General features: G+C 39.9%; 22 protein-coding genes. 7 read left to right on the top strand and 15 right to left on the bottom strand.

Translation table 11 applies throughout. The annotated features are described in order from the left end of the window. Positions 1–86 precede the first annotated feature (86 nt). From NOS7107_RS12585 to NOS7107_RS12570, 4 genes are all read left to right on the top strand, one after another. Positions 87–350 (top strand): ParB N-terminal domain-containing protein, encoded by a 264-nt coding sequence (locus NOS7107_RS12585; RefSeq protein WP_015113358.1) that lies wholly within the window; start codon positions 87–89, stop codon positions 348–350. Positions 351–459: 109 nt separating this feature from the next. Then, positions 460–951: a Dps family protein gene (locus NOS7107_RS12580; RefSeq protein WP_015113357.1), complete on the top strand. Its 492-nt coding sequence runs from the start codon at positions 460–462 to the stop codon at positions 949–951. A gap of 71 nt (positions 952–1,022) precedes the next feature. Beyond that, positions 1,023–1,685: a nucleotide exchange factor GrpE gene (gene grpE, locus NOS7107_RS12575; protein WP_172641483.1), complete on the top strand. Its 663-nt coding sequence runs from the start codon at positions 1,023–1,025 to the stop codon at positions 1,683–1,685. 480 nt (positions 1,686–2,165) lie between these two features. Beyond that, positions 2,166–2,492 (top strand): STAS domain-containing protein, encoded by a 327-nt coding sequence (locus NOS7107_RS12570; RefSeq protein ID WP_015113355.1) that lies wholly within the window; start codon positions 2,166–2,168, stop codon positions 2,490–2,492. Here the strand turns inward: NOS7107_RS12570 and NOS7107_RS12565 are convergent, their stop codons facing one another. From NOS7107_RS12565 to NOS7107_RS12550, 4 genes are all read right to left on the bottom strand, one after another. Beyond that, the gene (locus NOS7107_RS12565; RefSeq protein ID WP_015113354.1) at positions 2,493–3,623 is read right to left on the bottom strand and encodes a PP2C family protein-serine/threonine phosphatase; all 1,131 of its coding nucleotides are present in this window, start codon (positions 3,621–3,623) and stop codon (positions 2,493–2,495) included. It lies immediately after the preceding gene. A 42-nt stretch (positions 3,624–3,665) separates the two neighbouring features. Further along, the gene (locus tag NOS7107_RS12560; protein WP_015113353.1) at positions 3,666–4,433 is read right to left on the bottom strand and encodes a DUF1350 family protein; all 768 of its coding nucleotides are present in this window, start codon (positions 4,431–4,433) and stop codon (positions 3,666–3,668) included. A gap of 141 nt (positions 4,434–4,574) precedes the next feature. Next, the gene (locus NOS7107_RS12555; protein ID WP_015113352.1) at positions 4,575–5,306 is read right to left on the bottom strand and encodes a hypothetical protein; all 732 of its coding nucleotides are present in this window, start codon (positions 5,304–5,306) and stop codon (positions 4,575–4,577) included. A 155-nt stretch (positions 5,307–5,461) separates the two neighbouring features. Continuing rightward, positions 5,462–6,235: an ABC transporter permease gene (locus tag NOS7107_RS12550; RefSeq protein WP_015113351.1), complete on the bottom strand. Its 774-nt coding sequence runs from the start codon at positions 6,233–6,235 to the stop codon at positions 5,462–5,464. A 755-nt stretch (positions 6,236–6,990) separates the two neighbouring features. Here NOS7107_RS12550 and NOS7107_RS12545 point away from each other — a divergent pair. Then, positions 6,991–8,685: a fasciclin domain-containing protein gene (locus NOS7107_RS12545; protein ID WP_015113350.1), complete on the top strand. Its 1,695-nt coding sequence runs from the start codon at positions 6,991–6,993 to the stop codon at positions 8,683–8,685. Between the two features lie 158 nt (positions 8,686–8,843). On the opposite strand, the gene NOS7107_RS12540 is transcribed toward NOS7107_RS12545, so the two are convergent. From NOS7107_RS12540 to NOS7107_RS12495, 10 genes are all read right to left on the bottom strand, one after another. Further along, entirely contained in the window at positions 8,844–9,191 is a 348-nt protein-coding gene (locus NOS7107_RS12540; protein WP_015113349.1) for a DUF86 domain-containing protein, read from the bottom strand. Continuing rightward, positions 9,178–9,504 carry a nucleotidyltransferase family protein gene (locus NOS7107_RS12535; RefSeq protein ID WP_015113348.1) on the bottom strand — a complete coding sequence of 109 codons (327 nt, stop codon included), beginning with the start codon at positions 9,502–9,504 and terminating at the stop codon, positions 9,178–9,180. The genes NOS7107_RS12540 and NOS7107_RS12535 overlap by 14 nt, the downstream gene beginning before the upstream one ends. Before the next feature lie 434 nt (positions 9,505–9,938). Next, positions 9,939–11,330 carry a UDP-glucose/GDP-mannose dehydrogenase family protein gene (locus NOS7107_RS12530; RefSeq protein ID WP_015113347.1) on the bottom strand — a complete coding sequence of 464 codons (1,392 nt, stop codon included), beginning with the start codon at positions 11,328–11,330 and terminating at the stop codon, positions 9,939–9,941. Between the two features lie 164 nt (positions 11,331–11,494). After that, the gene (locus NOS7107_RS12525; protein ID WP_015113346.1) at positions 11,495–12,430 is read right to left on the bottom strand and encodes a UDP-glucuronic acid decarboxylase family protein; all 936 of its coding nucleotides are present in this window, start codon (positions 12,428–12,430) and stop codon (positions 11,495–11,497) included. A gap of 331 nt (positions 12,431–12,761) precedes the next feature. Further along, positions 12,762–14,897 carry a cation:proton antiporter gene (locus NOS7107_RS12520; RefSeq protein WP_015113345.1) on the bottom strand — a complete coding sequence of 712 codons (2,136 nt, stop codon included), beginning with the start codon at positions 14,895–14,897 and terminating at the stop codon, positions 12,762–12,764. A 146-nt stretch (positions 14,898–15,043) separates the two neighbouring features. Beyond that, entirely contained in the window at positions 15,044–15,700 is a 657-nt protein-coding gene (locus NOS7107_RS12515; RefSeq protein WP_015113344.1) for an HAS-barrel domain-containing protein, read from the bottom strand. 70 nt (positions 15,701–15,770) lie between these two features. After that, the gene (locus NOS7107_RS12510; protein ID WP_015113343.1) at positions 15,771–15,968 is read right to left on the bottom strand and encodes an NAD(P)H dehydrogenase subunit NdhS; all 198 of its coding nucleotides are present in this window, start codon (positions 15,966–15,968) and stop codon (positions 15,771–15,773) included. A gap of 202 nt (positions 15,969–16,170) precedes the next feature. After that, a complete protein-coding gene (gene rodA, locus NOS7107_RS12505) occupies positions 16,171–17,553 on the bottom strand; it encodes a rod shape-determining protein RodA (RefSeq protein WP_015113342.1) in 1,383 nt (460 codons plus the stop codon). 281 nt (positions 17,554–17,834) lie between these two features. Then, entirely contained in the window at positions 17,835–18,908 is a 1,074-nt protein-coding gene (locus tag NOS7107_RS12500; RefSeq protein ID WP_015113341.1) for an Mrp/NBP35 family ATP-binding protein, read from the bottom strand. 165 nt (positions 18,909–19,073) lie between these two features. Beyond that, positions 19,074–19,598: a hypothetical protein gene (locus NOS7107_RS12495; protein ID WP_015113340.1), complete on the bottom strand. Its 525-nt coding sequence runs from the start codon at positions 19,596–19,598 to the stop codon at positions 19,074–19,076. 441 nt (positions 19,599–20,039) lie between these two features. Here NOS7107_RS12495 and hemF point away from each other — a divergent pair, with 441 nt between their 5' ends. Together hemF and NOS7107_RS12485 are read left to right on the top strand one after the other, a co-directional pair. Then, on the top strand, positions 20,040–21,083 hold the full coding sequence (hemF, locus tag NOS7107_RS12490) for an oxygen-dependent coproporphyrinogen oxidase (protein WP_015113339.1): 1,044 nt from the start codon (positions 20,040–20,042) through the stop codon (positions 21,081–21,083). Between the two features lie 400 nt (positions 21,084–21,483). Continuing rightward, complete coding sequence (locus NOS7107_RS12485; RefSeq protein ID WP_015113338.1) at positions 21,484–21,852, top strand: STAS domain-containing protein; 369 nt, start codon at positions 21,484–21,486, stop codon at positions 21,850–21,852. 83 nt (positions 21,853–21,935) lie between these two features. Here NOS7107_RS12485 and NOS7107_RS12480 read toward each other — a convergent pair whose 3' ends face one another. Beyond that, the gene (locus tag NOS7107_RS12480; protein ID WP_015113337.1) at positions 21,936–22,553 is read right to left on the bottom strand and encodes a chromophore lyase CpcT/CpeT; all 618 of its coding nucleotides are present in this window, start codon (positions 22,551–22,553) and stop codon (positions 21,936–21,938) included. Between the last annotated feature and the right edge of the window lie 146 nt (positions 22,554–22,699).

Raw genomic sequence — 22,699 nt, 5'->3', positions numbered from 1 at the left:
TAGCTACCTCAATCACTTGCAAATCAAAGTCATAACGACTATGATTTATTTATGCACAAAACAGAATTTAGTTGGATCAACTCCTTATGGCCAAAGTCCAAGAAATTCCATTAAATCAAATTAAACGTCCTTTGCCCCGTATCAACGATCCACAGAAGGTAAGAGCCTTAATGGAATCAATTGCGGAAATTGGGCAGCAAGAACCCATCGATATTCTAGAAGTAGACGGACAGTATTATGGCTTTTCTGGCTGTCATCGTTATGAAGCTTGCCAGCGTTTAGGCCAAGAAACCATATTAGCCAGAGTCCGTAAAGCTCCTCGCAGCGTTCTCAAGATGCACTTAGCATAGATTTTAAAGTATGAAGTCTGAATTCTAAAGTATAAAATCTTATACTTTAGTGTTTAAACATCATCTTTAGTATTCCCTAATCCTCAAATAATAAGTTTAGGAGAAAATTATGTCATCTCAAGCAACAGTAAAAAATGTAAATATTGGCATCGACGAAGAAAATAGAACAAAAATTGCCGAAGGATTGTCTCGCCTGTTGGCAGACACTTATACACTGTATCTAAAAACTCATAACTTTCACTGGAATGTCACTGGGCCGATGTTCCAAACATTACACCTGATGTTTGAGACCCAGTATACAGAACTAGCTTTAGCCGTAGATTTAATTGCGGAACGAATTAGAGCCTTGGGTTATCCCGCACCCGGAACTTATAGCGAATATGCCAAACTCAGTTCGATTCCCGAAACTCCCGGAGTTCCGAAAGCCAAGGAGATGATTCAGTTATTGGTAGAAGGACAAGAAGCTGTAGTGAGGACTGCTCGGTCGATTTTTCCTGTGGTAGATGCAGTGAACGACGAACCCACAGCCGATTTATTAACTCAACGGATGCAAGTCCATGAAAAGACAGCTTGGATGCTGAGAAGTTTGCTGGAAGAATAAGGAATATGAAGGATGGAGTGTGAAGTAAGAAGTATAAACTTCATCCTTCGTCCTTTATCCTTTTCCCAATGATGCCAAATCCTGATTTCACCCAAAAGCTGCAAGATTTAGCCCAAAAAGTGGGAATTACAAGTTTTAAAGCTTTGAGTAAAGCCGCTGGTGTCTCAGAGAGACAAATATTGCGGTTGCGGCGGGGAGAGGTAGCGTCATTGCGCGTAGAAGTGTTGTTAAAGTTGGCTTCAGTTCTACAGATGTCATTAAGCGAATTAGTCACAACTTTTGCCTCACTAGAGTTGAGTAAGGGTAATGAAGCATCTACTCAGCAGATGTTACAGGAAATTGCAGATTTAAAAACAGAATATCAGCGATCGCAATTACAAATAGCACAACAGCGAGAGTTACTACTCCAAGAATTCCAGCAGTCGAGTTTACAACTGCTGGAATCTTTATTATTGCAATTTCCGGCTGCGGCCCAGAAAGCGCGGGAAAATCCACAGTTTGAGGCGGTGAAGATACTCCCATTAGTGGAGAACCCCCTGAAAAAACTGTTACAGGCTTGGGGAATAGAAGCGATCGCACCTGTAGGCTCAGAAGTTCCCTACAATCCCCAAATACATCAATTAATTGCAGGAATAGTACAACCTGGCGAATTAGTCAAAGTCCGCTACAGTGGCTACTTGCAAGGCGATAAACTGCTCTATCGAGCTAAAGTGAGTTCAATTGAGGCAGGTTGACGAGATTGTATTTAAATTTCTAATTTTTTGCTGGACTAATTTTTGTGAAAAGAATTATGGATATTGGGAATAATAATATAGTCAAGGCGATCGCATCTGAAAACCTGAGTAAATTTATTCGAGAAATCAGCATAGTGCTAACTAGATTCTGATGTGATTGATACAAAAATTACTTTGGGTTCTCAGTTATGTTCATATATCTACCACTTGTACCAAAATTTTGAAAAAATTAATTGCAGAAATTTAATTTTGTAATTTACGTTACGGCAATTGATAAATTTAGCAAATGAAATGATAGATACTTCTTAATTAGGCTTAAAAATGTATTATCTACAATCACATCTTGAAAAAATTTCCATAAATCTAGCAATTCCTAGTAATTAATGACTTTTATTTTGCTATTTTTTTGCTCAAAATAGCTATTAGTATATAATACTAGCAAAATCTGGATTTTTTTATATAACAATGGGGGAAAATAGTATGGATAACCAAGTACAAATTGTTAAACTCAACGGCATTATCAACACAAACAATTCACAAAATCTTAGACAAAATATTACTGAACTTCAAGAAAGTGGCGCAAAAATTGTGCTAGTCGATTGTCAAGATGTAACATTTATGGATAGTTCAGCATTAGGTGCTTTAGTATTAGCCTTCAAAGCATTAAGAGCAACAGGTACCAAACTAGTTCTTTGTTCCATTAATGAACAAGTTAGAATTTTATTTGAATTGACTGGTATGGACAAAGTTTTTGAAATTTTTCCTAGCCAAGATGAATTTCATCAAGTTGTGCTTTCCAAAAATTAATTAATCAAATTGAATTTGTAAGATTGATAAGTCATCATCAAAAGCCTCTTTGGAGTTTAAGGCAATCAGGTAATTTAATACTTGTTCTAATGGGCAATCAAGCGTATTTTGTAAGCTGACTAATATCTGAATTAAACCATCTAAACTCCAAAGAGTTCCATCTGCTTTTGTAATTTCGTAAGCCCCATCACTAAAAATATAGAGATTACTAAATTTTTCAATTTGGCAACAAGCATCAACATATTTAGCTTCAGGAAACATCCCAACTGGCATCCCAGGAGTTCTTAATAGCTGAATGTCTGTGTTTTTTTTACCGGATACTAATACGGCTGGTGGATGACCAGCACTAGCGTAAACTAACCGCTGGGTAACTCGATGATAAACTCCATACCAAATAGTAAAGTATTTATCATTTTGATAATTCATCTGAAAAGTTTCATTTAATCCTCGCAGTACATCACTCGGTTGATAGTAATTTAAACTTTTTAAAGCCCGCGATCGCAGTAAATTTAAAACAGAAATAGAGGGAAGAGCAGCTTTGAGTCCATGTCCGGCTGTATCTAATAAATAAACTGCCAAATAATCATCATCTAACCAATAATAATCAAAACAATCACCTCCAAGTTGCCGTGAAGGAATAAAGCAGGAATTAATCTTAAATGGTTCTGTGGTTGGTAAAGGTAAAAGTGAGCGCACATATTCAGCCGCTTGTGCTAACTCTGTTTCTAAAAGCTGCTTTTGAATTTGTAAATCTCGACTCAATTGATGTAGCCGTAGTCCTGCTCTTACCCTAGCTTTTAATTCATTCTGCTCAATAGGTTTAGTAATAAAATCATCAGCCCCCGCATCTAAACCCTTAACGCGATCGGCAACAGAATCTAAAGATGTTAATAAAATAAAAAAACTGGTAGATAAATTCGGATCTGTTTTAATGTAATTACATACTTCTAGCCCATTTAATACAGGCATAATCCAGTCACAAATAATTAGTGCCGGATGAGTAGCGATCGCCTTCGCAATTCCTTCTTCCCCATCACTAGCGGTAATTACGTCATACCCTTGTTTTTCTAACAGTCTTTTCAGAAATATTTGTATTGTTGAGTCATCGTCAATTACTAATATTTGGAACATAAAAAGTCGAAATCATTAATAATTATTCTATCTCATCAAAAATTACGGTGGTGATAAAGGATTCATCCATAAGAGGATAGCACGCTTGAGTTGGTTCAAATCACGGTATACCTCTTGTTTAAACCATTGTCCCAAAGCATCAAAAGGAGTAAAAGAAGCTCCTGTTTGCCATTTGATATCTTGTCCTAGAGGGGTTGTATGAGTTCCGGGTAAGGTTTGTGCTGTTACCATATCGGGAAAGCGTTGCTGTAATATTTTGGTTAAAGCTGCCGATTGGTCAAGGTTATCATTATTGAATTTAATTAATAAATTCCGGCGGATTTTATAGCCTTCTTGGACAATTTTATTGGTTTCTAAGGGCGAGGGGGTAAACTCAATTGCTAAAGTAGAATTTAATTGCTCAACTAAGGGAATAGCATCCTTAGCAGCATAGTTATTAAAGGAGATTAAGATATTTCCGGCTCTTTCTACAGGGTATAAGCTACCGATGAGCAAATGGAGTTTGCAACCCATACTGTGTCCAATACCATAAGTAGGAAGATAGAGCTTACGCAACACAGCCGAGTCATGTAGGCGTTCAAGAGTGCGATCAAAGTTTAATAAAACAGATTGGGCGATCGCTATATGATCTAAAGTATTCACAAAGGGAGTGGCAATGACAACATATCCTTTACTGGCTACCTGTTCGAGTAACCAACGGTAAGTTAGGTGGGGTGCAGTCGCCACAAATGCACCTCCCAAAAAATGGATAATACCTATAGGATTTTTGGGAATGAGTACCCAGTTACCTCTAATTTCTTTCCAGTCCATGCCTGTAGGCGATCGCTTAATTTACACTTCTTTATATTAGACTGGGAATTGCGACACTGGGAAATCAAAACAGAAAAAATGATGCGATCGCAGATTTGCTACACCAGTTTAATTCAGTTTCTTCCCACCTATGTATAAATTTCAACCTTGACTTTGTAATCTTTTCATTTCATACTGCACATCTAAAGCAATTTGCAAAGCTTCATTTAATAACTTCCCATGCTCCGTCGCTTTTTCTGTAACTTGCATTGTGGTTAAAGTTGCTAAATTGTTGGCAAATAACTCAGTGTTGCTAATAATAAAATTCTGATTTTCTCGCAAAATTCTTTCTGTTTTCAAAGCTCGGACTAAATCTGCTCTAGTAAGTTGTAATGCTGCAATTACTTTTTCTCTTTTTTGAATACTAACGTCGGGATTACCAGCCGCTTCTATTTGGTCATTAATATCTATTGCTTTAATTACTGCATTATATCGGTCAACATCTTCTAAAAGAATTTCTAGGGAGTTTGTCATATTCTCTTTTAAGATTTTCCGAATGTTGCGCCACAGTAAATAAAAAACCAACTGTATTGTAGCACTCCCAAAAAAACATACTATTAATAATAGTATCCAAGATGGAACAGTTAACCAATTAGCGAACAACTTAATAATAATATCAAAAATTAGATAACTAAAAACAAATATAGAAAAGCTAATAAAAACTACTGTCGCTCCTTCCGAGCCTTTCATTTTGTATATAAGCTGTTTACTAAATTCTTTTAGAGGGTTAGTAATTAAAACTAGTTGATATTTGACAGGTAAATTAGTCAGTTGTTGTAATTCTTTTTGGCTAATTTCTAAACCATGTAAATCATCACGCACAGCTTTCCCCATAATCAGCTACATAGTTATTTAATACAATATAACAATCAAATTTAGAGATTGCTGAATCAAATGGCATTTTGGCAAGAATTTTTAACTTCGCAATTTATGTATAAAAAGTATTAAGTTATTTACGTAATAATATTTAGTACATCTCTTCGTAATTATTAAAAATTCGGCTGTCCAGATAGCAGCACAGTCAGCACAAAATCCATCATAAAAATTGATACCCAGGTCGTAACAACTGCTGTTGTGGCTGATTCTCCTACTTCTTTCGCTCCACCTTTAGTCGTTAGTCCCCAACTACAACCATTAACAGCAACTAGCGTCCCAAAAATGAATCCTTTTAACAAAATAATCATTAAATCCGAGGGTTCCAAAAAAGTTCTGACTGATTCTAAAAATATTTCTGGAACAATCTGGTAGAATTGCCATGCAGCAAATACACCACCAGTGATACCTATCATCAAAGCAAAAATCATCATGAAAGGCATCATTAAGCAGCAGGCTATAACTCTAGGGAGTACTAAATAATCTATAGGATCTGTTCTGAGCATATAAAGTGCATCAATTTGCTCTGTGACGCGCATTGCACCTAATTCTGCTGCAAAAGCAGAGCCAACTTGTCCAGCAAGAATACTAGCTGTCAAAATGGGAGCTAATTCTCGGCAAAAAGCTAAGGCAAAAGCTCCACCCACAGCGCTAACAGCACCAAACTGGACTAATTCTCTGGCTGTTTGAATAGTAAAAATCATGCCAGCAAAACCACTCACAAGCAGAACTGGAGAAATAGAACCAGGCCCCGCAGTCACCATGTGTTCCAGAATTTTGCGATAGTAAGTTTTTCCTTGGAATAAATGGAGTAATACTTGGCCAAAAAGCAACACAGCAGCGCCACAACGTACAATCCACAATTGCTCTATATTTTGTTTTGGGGGCAATTTTACCCTCCTGAAGACCGAGTTTCTGACACCAAATCATAGGTAATAAAATACATAAGGATGCAGTTTGTTGGTAGAAAAGTACTTGTAATACCAATTTCATGTGAAGTTGCACATATTTAGATCCCCCTAAATCCCCCTTAAAAAAGGGGACTTTGATAGATTTATTCCGGTTCCCCCCTTGAAAAAAGGGGGGTTAGGGGGGATCGAATTCTATGCAGCTTCATAAAGAATTGGTATAAGTACTTCTGCACTAATATTCCCAGCAAATGGATTTTTTATTTGTTTTGAAATTTCGCAAAACACACCAAAAAACTATTTTTCCTACTGCGATACATCTTGAAAAGCTGGCAGCTTGACGGTAATTATACTCTAATTATGGCAGATGAACTGCTGTTTTAGGCGAAAAAATTAGCAAATTCTCACAAACAGGCAACTATCTAAAGTAAGATAATTTATTTAAAAAATGTAACCTTTTAGCTAGTTGTTGAAACCCAGTAATTTTTGAAAAGATTAACTATAGATATACTATTGATTCTCTACTTCTAATATTACTAAATATCATGCAGCAGGAAGATTACAGAATTACTTAAAAAAAGTATCATTATCAAATCACGAACTGAAATGAGCTTCTTAACACTAAAAAACACTGTAAATTATCTGATTAATACATGGTTTTTAGTAGGGGATGAAATTGTCATATCTTGAAATATTTAGATTTTCCATATTGCTACTTTGTTCTGGAGGAAATTTTCATGGGTAATTTATTTGGTTGGTCGTTAGCACATACAACTTTGCTGATTTTAGGCGTAACAACCGCTACGTTTAACCCAATAGTAGTTTCGGCACAAACTACAGATCCATCAGTTACACCTGCGCCATCTGCTACACCGTCTTCATCTCCAACTGCTACAAGTAATTTTTCTGATGTAAGTTCCGACTATTGGGCGACTCCATTTATTCAAGCACTAGCAGCTAGAAATGTGATTTCGGGATTTCCCGATGGTTCATTTAAACCTAACCAAGCTGTTACTCGCGCCGAATTTGCGACGATGATTCAAAAAGCTTTTAATCAAAATCCAGTTCGGCAAATTAGTTCAGGTGGATTTACAGATGTACCTGCTAACTATTGGGCGGCTGCGGCGATTCAAGAAGCCTATGAAACAGGATTTATGACGGGATATCCTGGCAATGTGTTTCAGCCAAATTTGCAAATTCCCAAAGTTCAGGCGATCGCAGCTTTGTCCAGTGGTTTAAATTTAAATAGTAGCGGCACTGCATCAGATATTCTCAACACTTATTACACAGATGCTTCTGCCATTCCTGATTATGCAGTTAACAATGTAGCTGCGGCAACTCAAGCTAACATTGTGGTTAACTATCCAGATGTCAAGCAACTTAATCCCCAAGTTCCTTTAACCCGCGCTGAAGCTTCTAGTTTGCTGTATCAAGCCTTAGTCAGACAAGGACAGGCACAAGCTCTGGCTAGTAATGTGACAGCGGCTAATTATATAGTGGCAGGCAATACTGGTAATACTCCAACTGGTAATGATATTGTTTCCATCGCCGCGTCTAATAATTCTTTTAGCACCTTAACTACTTTATTACGGACAGCAGGTTTAGCTGATACTTTACAACAACCAGGCCCTTATACAGTCTTTGCGCCTACAGATCAGGCCTTTGCAGCTTTACCAGCTGGTACTGTACAGCAATTACAACAGCCAGAAAACAGAGAACTGTTGTTGAAAATTCTCAGATATCATGTGGTTCCTGGTTCATTAACTGCGAGTCAGCTTCAGGCTGGTGAACTGAGAACATCGGAAGATGAATCTGTGAATATCAAGGTGGATAGCGCTAATAATCAGATTGCTGTCAATAATGCCAGAGTTATCCAACCAAATGTTCAAGCTAGTAATGGTGTAATTCACGTTATTAATGAAGTTCTGATTCCACCTAACTTGAATGTTAGCCAACAACCAGGAGACAATCAAACTACTCCTGGCGGAACTGGTACTACTAATATTGAAGCTGGTAGAGCGACTCGTGGTGGTTCTAGCTACATTGGAGTTGCTGGGAACATCGGTTTGGGTGGAGACTCAGCTTTAAGTGAAGGAAATATTGCGGTAATTAGTAAGGTTGGTTTAACTAACTACATTTCTGTGCGCCCTTCCGCAGTATTTGGTGACGATACTGTAGTTCTAGTACCCGTAACTTTCGATTTTCTACCTCGTTCAGTGAATCCTACAGGTGAGCAGCGCTTCCCGGTATCTCCTTTTGTTGGTGCTGGTGTAGCCATTGAAACTAGTAATGATGCTGACGTTGGACTGTTGTTAACTGGTGGTGTGGATGTACCTTTGGGCGATCGCTTTACCCTTAACGGTACTGTCAATGCTGCTTTTTTAGATCAGACTGATGTTGGTTTGCTGTTCGGTGTTGGTTACAACTTTTAATTTAATACAGTGTATTGAGGTTTAAAACTGATGGCGATCGCGTTTCTTGGCACAGATGCGATCGCTTTTGCTATTTTCCTTAATTTTAGGGTGCGTCAGTTGTCAAAATCTGTTAATTTTGCCTAATGTCTACCATAGAAGTGTTTAAAATCATCCGATCACTCATTCTGCTTGGGCAACAAAGGTTCTAAACTCACTAATAATGCGGGAATTTCTACCGAAACCACATCCCACAGTATATCTAGATCGATATTTTTATAATCATGCACTAAGCGATCGCGCAAACCAGCAAGTTCCTTCCAAGATAAATAGGAATGTTGTTCTCGAAATTCTTTTGACAATCTTTTGGTGGCTTCTCCCATAACAGCGATCGCGTACATTACTGCTGCGATTGTTTTTTGATCCTCCACAAATTCAACTTTCGTGATTGCTGATACAAAAAAAATCGCATTTTGGCTGTAGTGGTGTATATCAATTAGAGATTCTAAATCTCTATTCGCTGTCATAAATTACCTGAGATGATGAAAGAATATTTCTTTTTCGTAGCCAGTTGTGACTTTGCTCAATACTCGACTTTTTGACTAAATCAATCTTGCGACCAAGCAATTTTTCTAATTCCTCTTCAGCACCAAGTAAATCAACTAATCTCCATTGAATATTAGGTTTAAGAATATATAGAAAATCTATATCGCTGTCGGCGTTAAAATCATCACGTAAAATTGAGCCAAATACTGATAACTCAGCAATTTGCCAGCATTGACAAAAGTTTTTTATAGCATCCATTGGTAGAGGAATTGCTAGTTGTTTAGCTGTTTCCATCTGTGCTGTATTTATGTCTATCTGGTTTTGTTGAAGAAATACCTGGCTGAGGAGAGTGCAGTTTGAGTGATCGCTTGCTTTTCCAAAGCTAATGATGCTAATTGTAGCATGATGATAATTATCTCCCTGTATTGGGGTTAAAAAAAGACAGCGATCGCATTTTTTGGCACAGATGCGATCGCTTTTGCTATTTTTCTCAATGTTAGAGTGCGTTAGATATTAAAATTCCCCTCTCCGCATCGGAGCGAAAAGTTTGCGCGTCCGGGTTTCCCGGCGCAAAACTTTTCAAGACAGAGGGGATGGGATAGAGGTCATATCAAACTATATCTTGCACTTGTTGGTTAATTGCAAGTTTTATCAGGTGGGCAATGTTCAAAATTTGCTCAGACTCTAATTTTGACATCACTGGCATTGCCCACCCTAAATTTGGAGAATTATCTACCGATACCAACGTATTGGAAACCTGCTCTCACCATTGTTTCAGGGTCGAGGAAGTTACGACCATCGATAATTACAGGGTTGTTCATCAGTTGTGCCATTTTGGCATAATCTAACTGGCTAAATTGTTGCCATTCGGTTACGAGTACCAAAGCATCACAGCCATCGGCAAGTCTTTCAGCATCTGTTTCCACTAAAACGCCAGAAAGACCATGACGCATCCCGGTTTGAGAAATAATCGGGTCGTAAGCTTTAACTTTAGCTCCTAAGCGGTTGAGTTGCTCAATTAAGTTGAGTGCAGGTGCATCGCGCAAGTCGTCGGTATCTGGTTTGAAGGTCAAACCGAGCAAGCCAACTGTTTTACCTTTGAGGATTTTCAGGACTTGCTGAAGTTTTTCCAAAGCAATTAAACGTTGGCGTTCGTTAACACTAACGGCTGATTTGAGTAATTGAGCTTCGTAACCATAATCATCAGCAGTGTGAATCAAAGCTGAAACGTCTTTGGGGAAGCAAGAACCACCCCAGCCAATGCCGGCTTGCAAGAATTTGTTACCGATACGGGAGTCTAAACCAATACCTTTGGCTACTTGAGTCACGTCAGCACCAACGCGATCGCAAATGTTAGCAACTTCGTTAATAAAACTAATCTTGGTAGCTAAGAAAGCATTAGCAGCGTATTTGATCATCTCTGCTGAACTGAGGTCTGTAGCCAGTATAGGTACAGGTGGCAACGATTGGTCAGCCGCGAACTTGCGCTCGACAATTGGCGCATAAAGTTCCTGCATCATAGCGATCGCTTTCGAGCTATTACCGCCTAAGACAATGCGATCGGGGTTAAAGGTATCGAAAACTGCCGAACCTTCACGCAAAAACTCTGGGTTGCTGACAACATCAAAATGTGCGGCTAGTTCTGGCAATTTGTCATCGCTAGGCACACCACCTGCTGGTACCAGTGCTTTTTGACGTTCCGCAATTCCATCTAAAACAATCATTCGCACCCAGTCACCAGAACCAATGGGTACTGTAGATTTATTAACGACAACTTTATAGCCACCATTGAGGTTAGCTCCAATACCGCGAGCTACAGCTTCAACATAACGGGTATCGCTTTCACCGTTGGGTAAAGGTGGGGTACCTACCGCAATAAAGAGAATTTCACCGTGGGCAACGCCAGCAGCGAGGTCTGTGGAAAACTGAATTTTGCCAGATTGAATAGCAGCTTGCATGATTTCTGAAAGACCAGGCTCGAAAATTGGCGATTGCCCAGACTTCATCAGTTTGACTTTTTCTTCGTTGTTGTCTATGCAAACTACATCATGCCCAATGTGAGCCAAGCAAGCACCTGTAACTAAACCAACGTACCCAGTACCAATTACGCAAACACGCATTTTATTATCTCCTCGCTTTTGTGGGGTTATTCTGCAAAAATGAAGTTGTTAATATGACATCTACGCATCGTCTATTAACTAATCATTTCAGTGCAAGCTATGGCTAAAAGTTAGCTTGTACTCTAGTTCAGAGCAGTTTTAGCAACTGCTGTGAAGCTTCAATCCTAGGTATCGCTGTTTATGCGATCGCGGAAATCCTCTATTGTCAGTTTTAACCCCTCTTGCAGAGGAATGGTAGGTTCCCAATTTAACCAAGTTTTTGCTCTGCTAATATCAGGGCGACGGCGGCGTGGATCATCCGAAGGTAGAGGTTCAAACTTAATTTCGGCATCTGGATTTACTTGCTTCTGTACAGCCTGCGCCAATTCCAAGATTGTGTACTCGTCAGGATTACCTAAATTTATCGGCCCAGTGAATTCACAATTCATCAACCGCATCAGTCCTTCTACTAGGTCTGATACGTAGCAGAAACTACGTGTTTGCGTACCTTCACCGTACACAGTTAAGGGAATACCGCGTAATGCTTGGACAACCAAGTTACTCACTACCCGACCATCGTTTTCCAACATCCGTGGGCCATAAGTATTAAATATCCGTGCTACCCGAATTTCTACTTTATTTTGTCTGTAGTAGTCAAATGCCAAAGTTTCGGCAATTCGTTTACCTTCGTCGTAGCATGAACGTAGTCCAATAGGATTAACGTTACCTCTGTAGTCTTCGGTTTGGGGATGAACTTCCGGATCACCGTAAACTTCACTAGTTGAAGCTAACAAAAATCTTGCTTTTACCCGCTTTGCTAACCCCAACATATTCAGTGTTCCCATGACGTTAGTCTTAACGGTTTTCACTGGGTTGTACTGATAATGTACTGGTGAAGCTGGACAAGCTAAATGGTAAATTTGATCGACTTCTAAACGAATTGGTTCAGTAATATCGTGGCGGATCAACTCAAAGTTTGGGTTTCCCATCCATTTGAAGATATTACGTTTAGTCCCTGTATAAAAATTATCCAAGCAAATTACTTCATGCCCTTGAGGTATTAATCGGTCGATAAGATGAGAACCAATAAACCCAGCGCCGCCCGTCACCAAAATTCTCATAGTTTTCCTGATATTTACAGATACTAGTAGTGGCTGTTTAGCTTGTTTTTAGAGTACCCAGCCGAGATACAAAAATGCAGAGCGCACAGAGCTAAATTAGTAATGTATTTTGTTATGTATGCAATTTTGTTACATTAACACTTAGTTGCTGGACAATTCATCTAGCAAAATAACAAACATCACTTAAGGGTTGAGCGTTTCTACCCTAGATTTCATGAAATCTTCAACAAAATAAAGTTTCCGGTAAAACCTAAATTATCATCAGTACTAACTTTTGATTTAGCTGAAGTTGCCAAATTCCCCATCTCAAGTTGTGCGTTTCGCAAATGCCTTAAACAGTGGAGGTAGTGTTAGCAACACTTTTTGGTGTGGGGCTGACTTGAGTGTTTTGTGCTTCTCTCAGAATGACAATAGAGCAAGTAAGTTGTCTGGCTATCTGAGTGGCCAGATCACTTATAACTAAACCACCAGGGATTGTATAATTACGTACGAATGGTAACACTACCAAATCATACAATCGCGCTGCCTGTAAAATTGCTTGGGCAACATTCTCATGAGAAATAATTTGAATTTCTGGGGGATTTTGCAAAGCTAATTGCGAGACTAAAACCGCAAGTTGCGATCGCCTTGCTGCGATTTTACTAGAACTAATGCGGCGATCGCAAACATTCAAAACTGTAACTTGGGCTTGGTTTGTATCTGCCAGCATTTGGGCAAACTTGACCGCAGAAAATACAGGGGAAGTTAAATTTTCCAATGGTACGAGAATACGTTGAATTTTCTGGGGCGATTCCACCAGACGAGTCACAGCTACTGTACAGTGGGATGCCCATAGTACAGTATCAATTACATTGCCAAATAAACGCGATCGCAACCCAGTGCGTTTATCCCAACCCATCACAATTAAATTCGCCTTTTGCTCTCGTGCTGCTCTGGTAATTCCTGATGCAAAGGCATTATCAATTCGCAGTAGTGGTAATATTTCTATGCCCAAATTACGACTCTGATCGTTAGCTTTTGCTAATAAGCGTTCACTCTGTTGCAGAGATGTTTCTAACTGTGGTGAATCCATTCGAGTCGCAGCAGTGGCAATACTTAACGCGATAATTTTGCTCTTTTCAGGATGAGCTAATAAGGCCGCTATTTCCATTAAGTACTGCTGTGTTTGAGGATTATATATAGGTACAACTATAGTAAAAATACTTTGTTTTTCGGAAATTTTTTGTTCAGGTAAATTTACTATTAGTGGTTCTGCCAGGGGTGTAGGTGTGACAGAAATAGCTAGTTGATTGGTGAGCAACGGCCCTAACGTTGATGTAATCAGCATCAATGCCACAACACTATGTAATACTTCCATTGACAGTAAGCCAGCACGATACCCTAAAAAAGTACCAGCTAAGGTGGTACTGACTTGAGGCAGTGATATAGACCACATGATTAACATTTCTTGCCAATTGTAGCGATAACATATTTTTGCTAACAAAGCTGCTAAAAATTTGCTAACAATTACACCAACAACAACTAACAGCATTAACTTTAAAGTTGTAATATTGCTGCTCCAATCAGGCAAATCAATCAGCAAACCAAGGTTAACAAAAAATACGGGAATAAATAGCACACTACCAACAAAGACAAGCTTGTCTTTGGTTGGGCTTTCACCTACTACTGTATTAACCGCTAAACCTGCTAAAAATGCTCCAACAATTTTTGCAATCCCCATGAACTGAGCGCTGATCAGAGCAATAAATACGGATAGCAACACAAATAAAAATTTATTCCCTTCATCATCTCCAGAACGGCGGAAAAATTCTTGCCCAGCCCAATCAAAACTAACTAAAATAATTGTTGTATAAATAACTAACCGACCTAACAAGATGAGTATGTAAGATAAACTCAATACATCTGCTTTTAGGCTAAATAAACAAACATCTAAAATCAGAACAGCACTAATATCAGTAAATATTGTTGCTCCAATAGTAGCACTAACAACTTGATTATTAATCACTCCTAGGCGGCTAAGAATGGGATAAGCTAAAAGGCTATAGGAAGTAAATAAGCTGCCTATCAATATAGATGTATTAACCGCAAAGCCAAAAAACCTTCCTAGTAAGATTCCCATCAACAAAGGGATGGCACAGGTGAAACCAGCAAATCCCCAAGAGTGTTTTTGATTCTGGTGTAATTGTCTGAAATCCTGTTCTAAACCTACTAAAAACATCAAATAAACTAAGCCAATGTCAGATAGTAGGTTAATGATTGATAAATCACTATGGAATAAATTCCAACCTGATGGGCCTAGTACGACTCCAGAACCTACAAAACCAACTAATCCTGGTAGTCTGAGACGCTCAAACAGGATAGGAACGACTAAAATAACCAGCAACAAAATTGCTAAGGGAACGATTGGTTCCTGACCCAGAACTTGGGAAGTTGGTTCTATAGCAAGAACTTGTAATACTGGTTCCATAGGAAATATTTAAAGGGGCGACGGCAAATTTGCGATATCCTCAAAGGCGATCGCTCAATCAAAATAAATAATTATAAAAGCCACCCTGACAAATAACAAAACAGTTTATTTCAAGCTACTTAGGTAATTGTTGAGAAAATAACTACCTATGGATGGATTTGACTTAAAATAAACCGTAAGCGATCATAATCGTCTTTTAAAAGCACACTAAGCATCCGTCCGGCCTTGACTAGCCATTCTCGATCAGCTTTGCGTAACTGGTAAACATCTCGAATAGCTGCTGCGGTTAAAGATTCAACTGGCGCACCATTTACAGACAATAATGTCCGTAAAAAATCTAATTCTTCTGTAAATTTAATAATTGCTTCCGCTTCGCAGCGATAAACAGCTTGATGAATTTGCGGCGGGCGGGGCGGTAGATACTGATATATTCTGGAAATTTCGTGGGAATTGGGGGAAGGTGGTACAAAACCCACAATCGCCGCCCGAAATTCAGTTTTGAGCATAGCAAATATCTGGGGTTGTTCCTCGCGTAAATCTTGCAATGACAACCCCAGGGCTACGGCCCGATGTATAGAATCTATCGGCATTGTTGTGGCATAAGACACCACCGCATACACTTGATTACCAGATTCTTCATCTACAGCACAAACCCAACTACCAAAAGGCGGCATCGCTGGAAAGCTCAAGTCTTCTGGTTCCAAGCATTGGGCTAGAAATTCAGTAGTGTTGGTCTCAATCACCTCCGCAATATGATTGGGGTGGCGATCGCTTGTTGTAAATTGTGGTAGAGGAAGACGCATGATAGTGCTGAGTGCTGAGTGCTGAGTCAAAAGTCAAAAAGCAATTGACCATTGACCTTTGACTAATAACCTATTTTCCTTTTTTCCGTCCTGCGGTGGTGTCTACAGCCTCCAACTCTGACAGGCGAAAGGTAATTAGTTTATCCCAGTTGCCACCTTCAAACAACACAGCTACTTTGCCATCACTTACCCGTTGTACGAGTCCTTCATAGCGATAGTATGTATCTGCGGGATTTTTGACGCGAACAGTTGCTCCAGGCAGAATCATGATTTTTACCCTCGCTGGTTTACTGTTAATAGCTTAATACTTGTCCTCTGTCATTGGTCATTTGTCCTTTGCACTAAAACTAGTGACCATTGACTATTGACTATTAACTGTGCCGATTTTAGATTTATTTCGTTCTTGCCCTGCTCTAGTGAGCAGAACAAATCCAAAATTTAAAATCCAAAATCTAAAATTGATTGACTCATTAATAATACTTCTGCTTTTGTCGGAAGTTTGCCACTGATTCTACTATTCCTAATGCGATGAAATTAGTCAGCATTGCAGAACGTCCATAACTCATCCAAGGTAGGGGAATCCCCGCTACAGGTGCTAAACCAACAGTCATCCCCACATTCACGATTAACTGAAACACAATCATCGACAACACACCAATCGCCAATAACGAACCAAAGTTATCCTTGGCTGTTTGCGCTACGTGCAGCAAACGGAAGCAAATCAAGCAAAAGACAAACAATACTACTAAACAACCCACAAACCCAAATTCCTCACCCACAGCTGAAAAAATAAAGTCTGTATGCTGTTCAGGGACGAAATTAAGTTGAGTCATTGGCCCTTTAAACAAACCCCATCCCCAAATTTCGCCAGCACCAATGGCAATGCGTGATTGAATCAGGTGATAGCCTGCACCCAAAGGATCATGATCGGGGTTAATAAATACAGTAAGCCGGTCTTTTTGATACTCTTTCAATACATGATTCCAAGCAAAAACTCCGAGTTCACCACCCAGAATATTAAGAGTCCAAGCACCAATCGCCGCAAGACCAGATCGCCGCCAAGTTAGTGTTAGCCAGCCAACAAATGCCATTGCAAATGCCCAAAGAAGGCCTAAAGGAGTTACAGCTATTTCTTTCAGGAATCCTAAAGACTCAAAACCTATTTCTTTAAATCCTAAAAACCCAAGCGCAAAAGCTAGTACCTTCAATAAGTCTATTGGCTCAGATAAAGGCCAGTAAATACTAAACAAAATGGCAGAAATGACTGGAGAAATCAACAAAATTAGCCAGCCAGGATTGGCATTAGCCCAGTACAGCATCCCTAAAACGATCGCCCCAAATACCAAGGATGTCGCTAAATCGGGCTGCAAAAATACTAATCCCCACGGAACTGCTGTAATTGCCAAAGCCCGGAAAACATTATCTAGGGAAGAAGCTGTCCGCTTGTGTAATAAAGCCGCTAGAGTGATAATTATTCCAATTTTGGCAAATTCTGACGGTTGAACATTAAAACCCGCAACGCTAATCCAGCGCTGTGCGCCTTTAGCACTAGTACCAGCAAGCATCACCGCAATTAAGCTGAAGTTAGTCAGACCATAAGTTACCCAATGCCACTGAAGTAAATTTTCATAGCGGATACGAGCTAAAAATAATGCTATGAAAGTGCCGATCCCAGCTACTAACCAGTGCCACCACCAATCTGTAACTGGTTGTTTGAGTTCTGTACTCAGAATCATAATGCCGCCAAAGATACTGGCAGCAACAGGTAAACAAAATAATAACCAATCTAATTGCTGCCAAGGCTTAACCCAAGATTTCCAGCGAACTTTGGGGAGCGAACGTTTTAACAACATTATTGTGGGATTTAGAATTTAATTTGGAGAGTTAAATTTACTGAGTAAGAAAAGCAATCAGGACAAAGAAGTCAGAATTCAGGAGAAATTTTCGGATATTGTCTGAGTAATTGAATTCACAAACCTTTGAATTTATTTCTCAAAATTCAGATAGTTTTCCACCATAGAATCCTCACGCTGAAACTACGATAAATTCTGACTTCTGAATTTTAACTTCTAAATTCTCGATTCATGATCTGTATTCCCAGGCAACAGCCCAGGAATCAGACAAAAATTAAAATTTATGCCGTTAGTGCAGCAACTGATACTTTACCTGCAATGGTCAGGGCGATCGCTTTTAATGCTTTGGCAGAAGCCGAATCTGGTTCAGCCACAACAATCGGCACACCACTGTCACCACCAACTCTCGTGGAAATCTCTAAGGGTACGCAGCCCAACAAAGGAACTCCCAACTCTGTGGCGGTTTTGTTACCACCACCAGAACCAAAAATATCGTACTGTTTATCTGGCATATCCGGGGGAATAAAGTAGCTCATGTTTTCTACTATTCCCAAAATAGGGACGTTCATTTGCTGAAACATCCGTAATCCTTTACGAGCATCTAATAAAGCGACCGTTTGTGGCGTAGTCACAATTACGGCTCCTGCCATTGGGACGGCTTGGGTTAAAGTTAACTGGGCATCGCCAGTTCCCGGCGGCATATCCACAATTAAATAATCTAGTTCGCCCCATTCTACTTGATAAAGAAACTGGCGAATCACCCCATTGAGCATTGGCCCACGCCAAATGACAGGCTGATCTTTATCAATCAAAAAGCCCATTGATACTAATTTGACACCATGATTAAATGCAGGTTCTAAAACTTCACCTTTGTCTGTGGAACGAACTGCAATTTTAGCATCGCCTAATCCCAGCATAGTGGGATCGTTTGGCCCGTAAATATCCGCATCTAGCAAGCCGACTTTTGCTCCTGTTTGCGCGAGGGCGACGGCAACATTCACAGCTACCGTACTTTTACCGACACCGCCTTTGCCACTGGAAACTGCCAAAATATTTTTTATCCCAGGAACACCATTGCGGTCGGGTACATTTTTTTGCTGTGGTGTTTCGGCTGTGACTTCTACCTTGACTTCTGTCACCCCAGGTAGTTTTTTCACAGCTTTTTCACAATCTTCGACAATAAATTCACGTAAGGGACAGGCGGGTGTGGTCAAAACCAACGTGAAGCTCACCTTGCCACCGTCAATGTTAACGTTGCGAATCATATTCAGTTCTACCAGACTCTTGCGGAGTTCTGGGTCTTGCACAGGTCGCAATACTTCTAAGACAGAACGGGAATCAAGGACATCGTACATAGTGTTTTCAGCATTACCGCCGTAAAAAATTTAAGAAATTTTTATTCTTACCTAATAGAATCTTAACTTTCTTGGGAATAGCAAACTAGGGATAAATGAAGGATGAAGGCTGATAGATTTCTATTTCACACTTCATACTTCACAGTTCATACTTTCCTCTAGTCTCTAAAAATCAAAACAACTATCATTAAGAGATTTTTTCTTACTGGATACCGCTTGGACTGCGGCATTTTCTACGGATTCAACTAAAGAACGTGCTACCCGATCTGCATAAGGACGGGAAAATGACCAAATTAGCGGGGATAACCAGCCTTTGAGGGTGACAGAATAAGATAAACAAGTACCACAAACAGTAGATTCCACTTGATAAGTAATTCGTTCTTCCACACCAGGAATAGCCAAAACTCTCACACTCAAAAGTTCTCTGGGATTGACTCGCTCGACAAAGATGTGAATAGGAAACGGCGAAAAGCGGGTGACAGCTTGGTAAATTAATCCAGGTTTGGGTACTAATCCGTAGGGGACATTGGTACTTTTTAGTAAGGGATGCCAAGAAACATCTGTTAAATCAACTACCTTTTGCCATAGTTCATCGACAGAAGCATCACTAAGCTCTCGATACGTCCGTACTAAAGACGCACAAAACCGACGATGTTTGCGGTGGATGAATTTTGATAACCAACCTCGCATTTGCCTTATCCTCCTCGCTACAGACTTGCTAGTAACTCTGGTATGGTGAGCAATCCTAATTACCCTTACGTAACATTTCTCAATATTTAGTTGTGGCATGGCAAGTAACGATTAGGCACAGATGGCAACAAGGTTGCTAAGGCTGAAAACCGAGGCTTGCGGGGCATCACCATCATCAGTACGGCATATACTAACTTGCCAGAAGTTGATATAACACCAGAATGTTCCCATCAAGAAGTACAAAAAAAACTGAGTCAATATACAAGCCTATACGCATTTGAGGGAAAATAACTCTAGTCATACACATCGATAGTGTAAAAGCGTGACAAAAAAACATTAGTTTGAGCAAGTCGAGCTAAGAAATGAGTTCGGATTGTCTACAAATTTTTAACTGAAAATTTCTGGCTTTTTGGCAATTGTAATTAAGGTTCGGGAATCTCTATGTTGACTAATTCGCACACCCCAATAGTAAAACCAGCATCATCCAAGTTCTTACCACCAACGGATGCTAAGGCGAGGGTGAGTCAGTTTATGAAACAACTGCAAGACGAAATTACCCAAGCTTTAGCCGAATTAGATGGTGTGGGTGAGTTTAAAGAAGATGCTTGGGAACGTCCAGAGGGAGGTGGTGGGCGATCGCGTGTGTTACGTGAGGGCAAAATTTTTGAACAAGCAGGTGTAAATTTTTCTGAAGTTTGGGGTTCTCACTTGCCGCCCTCGATTTTAGCCCAACGTCCAGAAGCTGAGGGACACCAATTTTATGCCACAGGTACTTCCTTGGTGTTACATCCCCGGAATCCTTATGTCCCCACTGTTCACTTAAACTACCGTTATTTTGAAGCAGGGCCAGTCTGGTGGTTTGGGGGTGGTGCTGACTTAACACCTTATTACCCTTTTGCTGAAGATGCTGCCCACTTCCATAAAACCTTTAAGCAGACTTGTGACCAATACCATCCTGAATACTACCCAGTGTTTAAGCTTTGGTGTGATGAATATTTTTATTTAAAACATCGCAATGAAACCAGGGGCGTAGGCGGTTTATTTTTTGATTATCAAGATGGTCAAGGCACTTTATATCGTGGACCTAACCCCAAAGGCCCAGCGGCTAATTACAGCGACCAAGTAGGAGTAGTAGAACAACGGACTTGGGAAGATTTATTTGCTTTTATCCAAGGTTGTGGCCGCACCTTTTTGCCAGCCTACGTGCCAATTGCCCAACGGCGACATGAAATAGAATATGGCGATCGCGAACGAAATTTCCAACTCTACCGCCGTGGACGCTATGTTGAATTTAACTTGGTTTATGACCGAGGCACAATTTTTGGACTCCAAACCAACGGACGCACTGAATCTATTCTCATGTCTTTACCGCCCTTAGTGCGTTGGGAATACGGTTATCAGCCTGAACCCAATTCCCCCGAAGCCGAATTGTATAATACTTTCCTCAAGCCCCAAGACTGGATAAATTGGCAAGCAACCCACTAAGATCACATACAATTTAATCCCCCCTAGGTTAGATTAATTTGCTTGGCAATTTCAGTGTTGGGTGCGTTGTATCGGAATATAAAATTTTGCATATTCGTTATTTGGCACTCAGCGCTTTCAACTCAGCACTTTCATTAGCACTCTGCACTTTTTTAGTGAGTTACACTACTAAAGGTAAGCACCTAGTAAATAGGTGACTATTTTAGCTATAACTTGTTTATCTCAAGTGTCAGCACTGGATAGTTTGCTCAAGTGGTGAGTCAATTAATTTACCAAGTGTCTGGCAAGCTTTCGCACCAACGAAAGTCAAAATTACCAAAAAAGTAAGTTATTTGACTCACCAATCTCAGGGTCAATCCAGCAATAGTCAATTTGAAAATGAGTGCCACGGGGATTTTTAGTGATACAAATAGAACAAACAACCTATACAACCCAGGACGGTAATACCGTCATAGTTTTAACACCATCTGGTCGTCTAGACATTACCACAGCCTGGCAATTTCGACTGAAGTTGCAGGAATGTATTTCCAAGCTCAGTCGCCATGTAGTGGTGAATCTTGGTCAGGTAAATTTTATTGATAGTTCTGGTCTCACCTCTTTGGTGGCTGGGATGCGTGATGCGGATAAAGTCAAAGGCAGTTTCCGCATCTGCAACGTACACCCAGAAGCCAAACTCGTGTTTGAAGTGACGATGATGGACACAGTATTTGAAATTTTTGAAACAGAAGAGGAAGCTTTAGAAGGTGTTCCTCGGAGTATCGCTAGTTAATCAAGTACTAAGTGCTGAGTAAAAAAGGCTAACTTTCAGCTTTATGCTATTTTCTCGTGCATTGTTAGTAGATGTTGTTCATCTCAGCACTCTCCACTCAAAACTGAGTACTGTTCTCGTTTGGTGTAGCGATATGGCCCTAAAATTGCTCCCCAAGTCGCTTTACCTGTTGCCGAGTCAATGCCTTTGTCGTAGCTGTAAAATTCTTCTGCTGTGGCGGCAAATCCCAAGGAAACTTGTACATTGTTGCCTTGATAATCAAAGCAGCAACGAGTCTCGGTCGGTTGAGTAGCGATAAACTTGTAGTGTTTAGGAGTCAATTCCTGCTGGGTCAGCGTAAGTATACACCCTGGTAACAAATCAACTTGTTCGACTGTGAGTGTCTTGAGTAAGGCAGGATTAAGTCCTGCGCCACTTAAGGCACTTGGATTTTTAGGCATATAGTACTGGATTTGCAAAGCTGCATCAAAATCCTTACCTGCCATTAACCGCAAGATTCGTTGGCGATAAGGGCGATCTAAGTTGACAATATTAGCTTGCTCGGCAAACAAGGTAATACTGTCTTCTGTGAATAAGTTAACTGGTCTTTGCCACATACGTAGGTGGACATACCAAGCAGGTTCCGCTAAAGCCTGTTCTCGATTGTCAAATTCCCCAGCGATGTATTTACCTAGAGTAATTAGAAGAGGTGAAAGGCTCATAAATTAAATTGAGATGCACAATTAAAAGTATTTGATCAACAATAATTCAGTATGAAGTCTGTAAAATTAGCTCATTAAGACTGCGTTAAAAGCTTAATTTTGGTGGGTAAGATAAATTTTATACATATTTTTTATTTCAACTCTCT

It is taken from the genome of Nostoc sp. PCC 7107 (assembly GCF_000316625.1).
Taxonomy (GTDB): Bacteria; Cyanobacteriota; Cyanobacteriia; order Cyanobacteriales; family Nostocaceae; genus Nostoc_B.
Note: the sequence above shows the minus strand (reverse complement) of the source record. Positions and strands in the feature narration are given on the sequence as shown.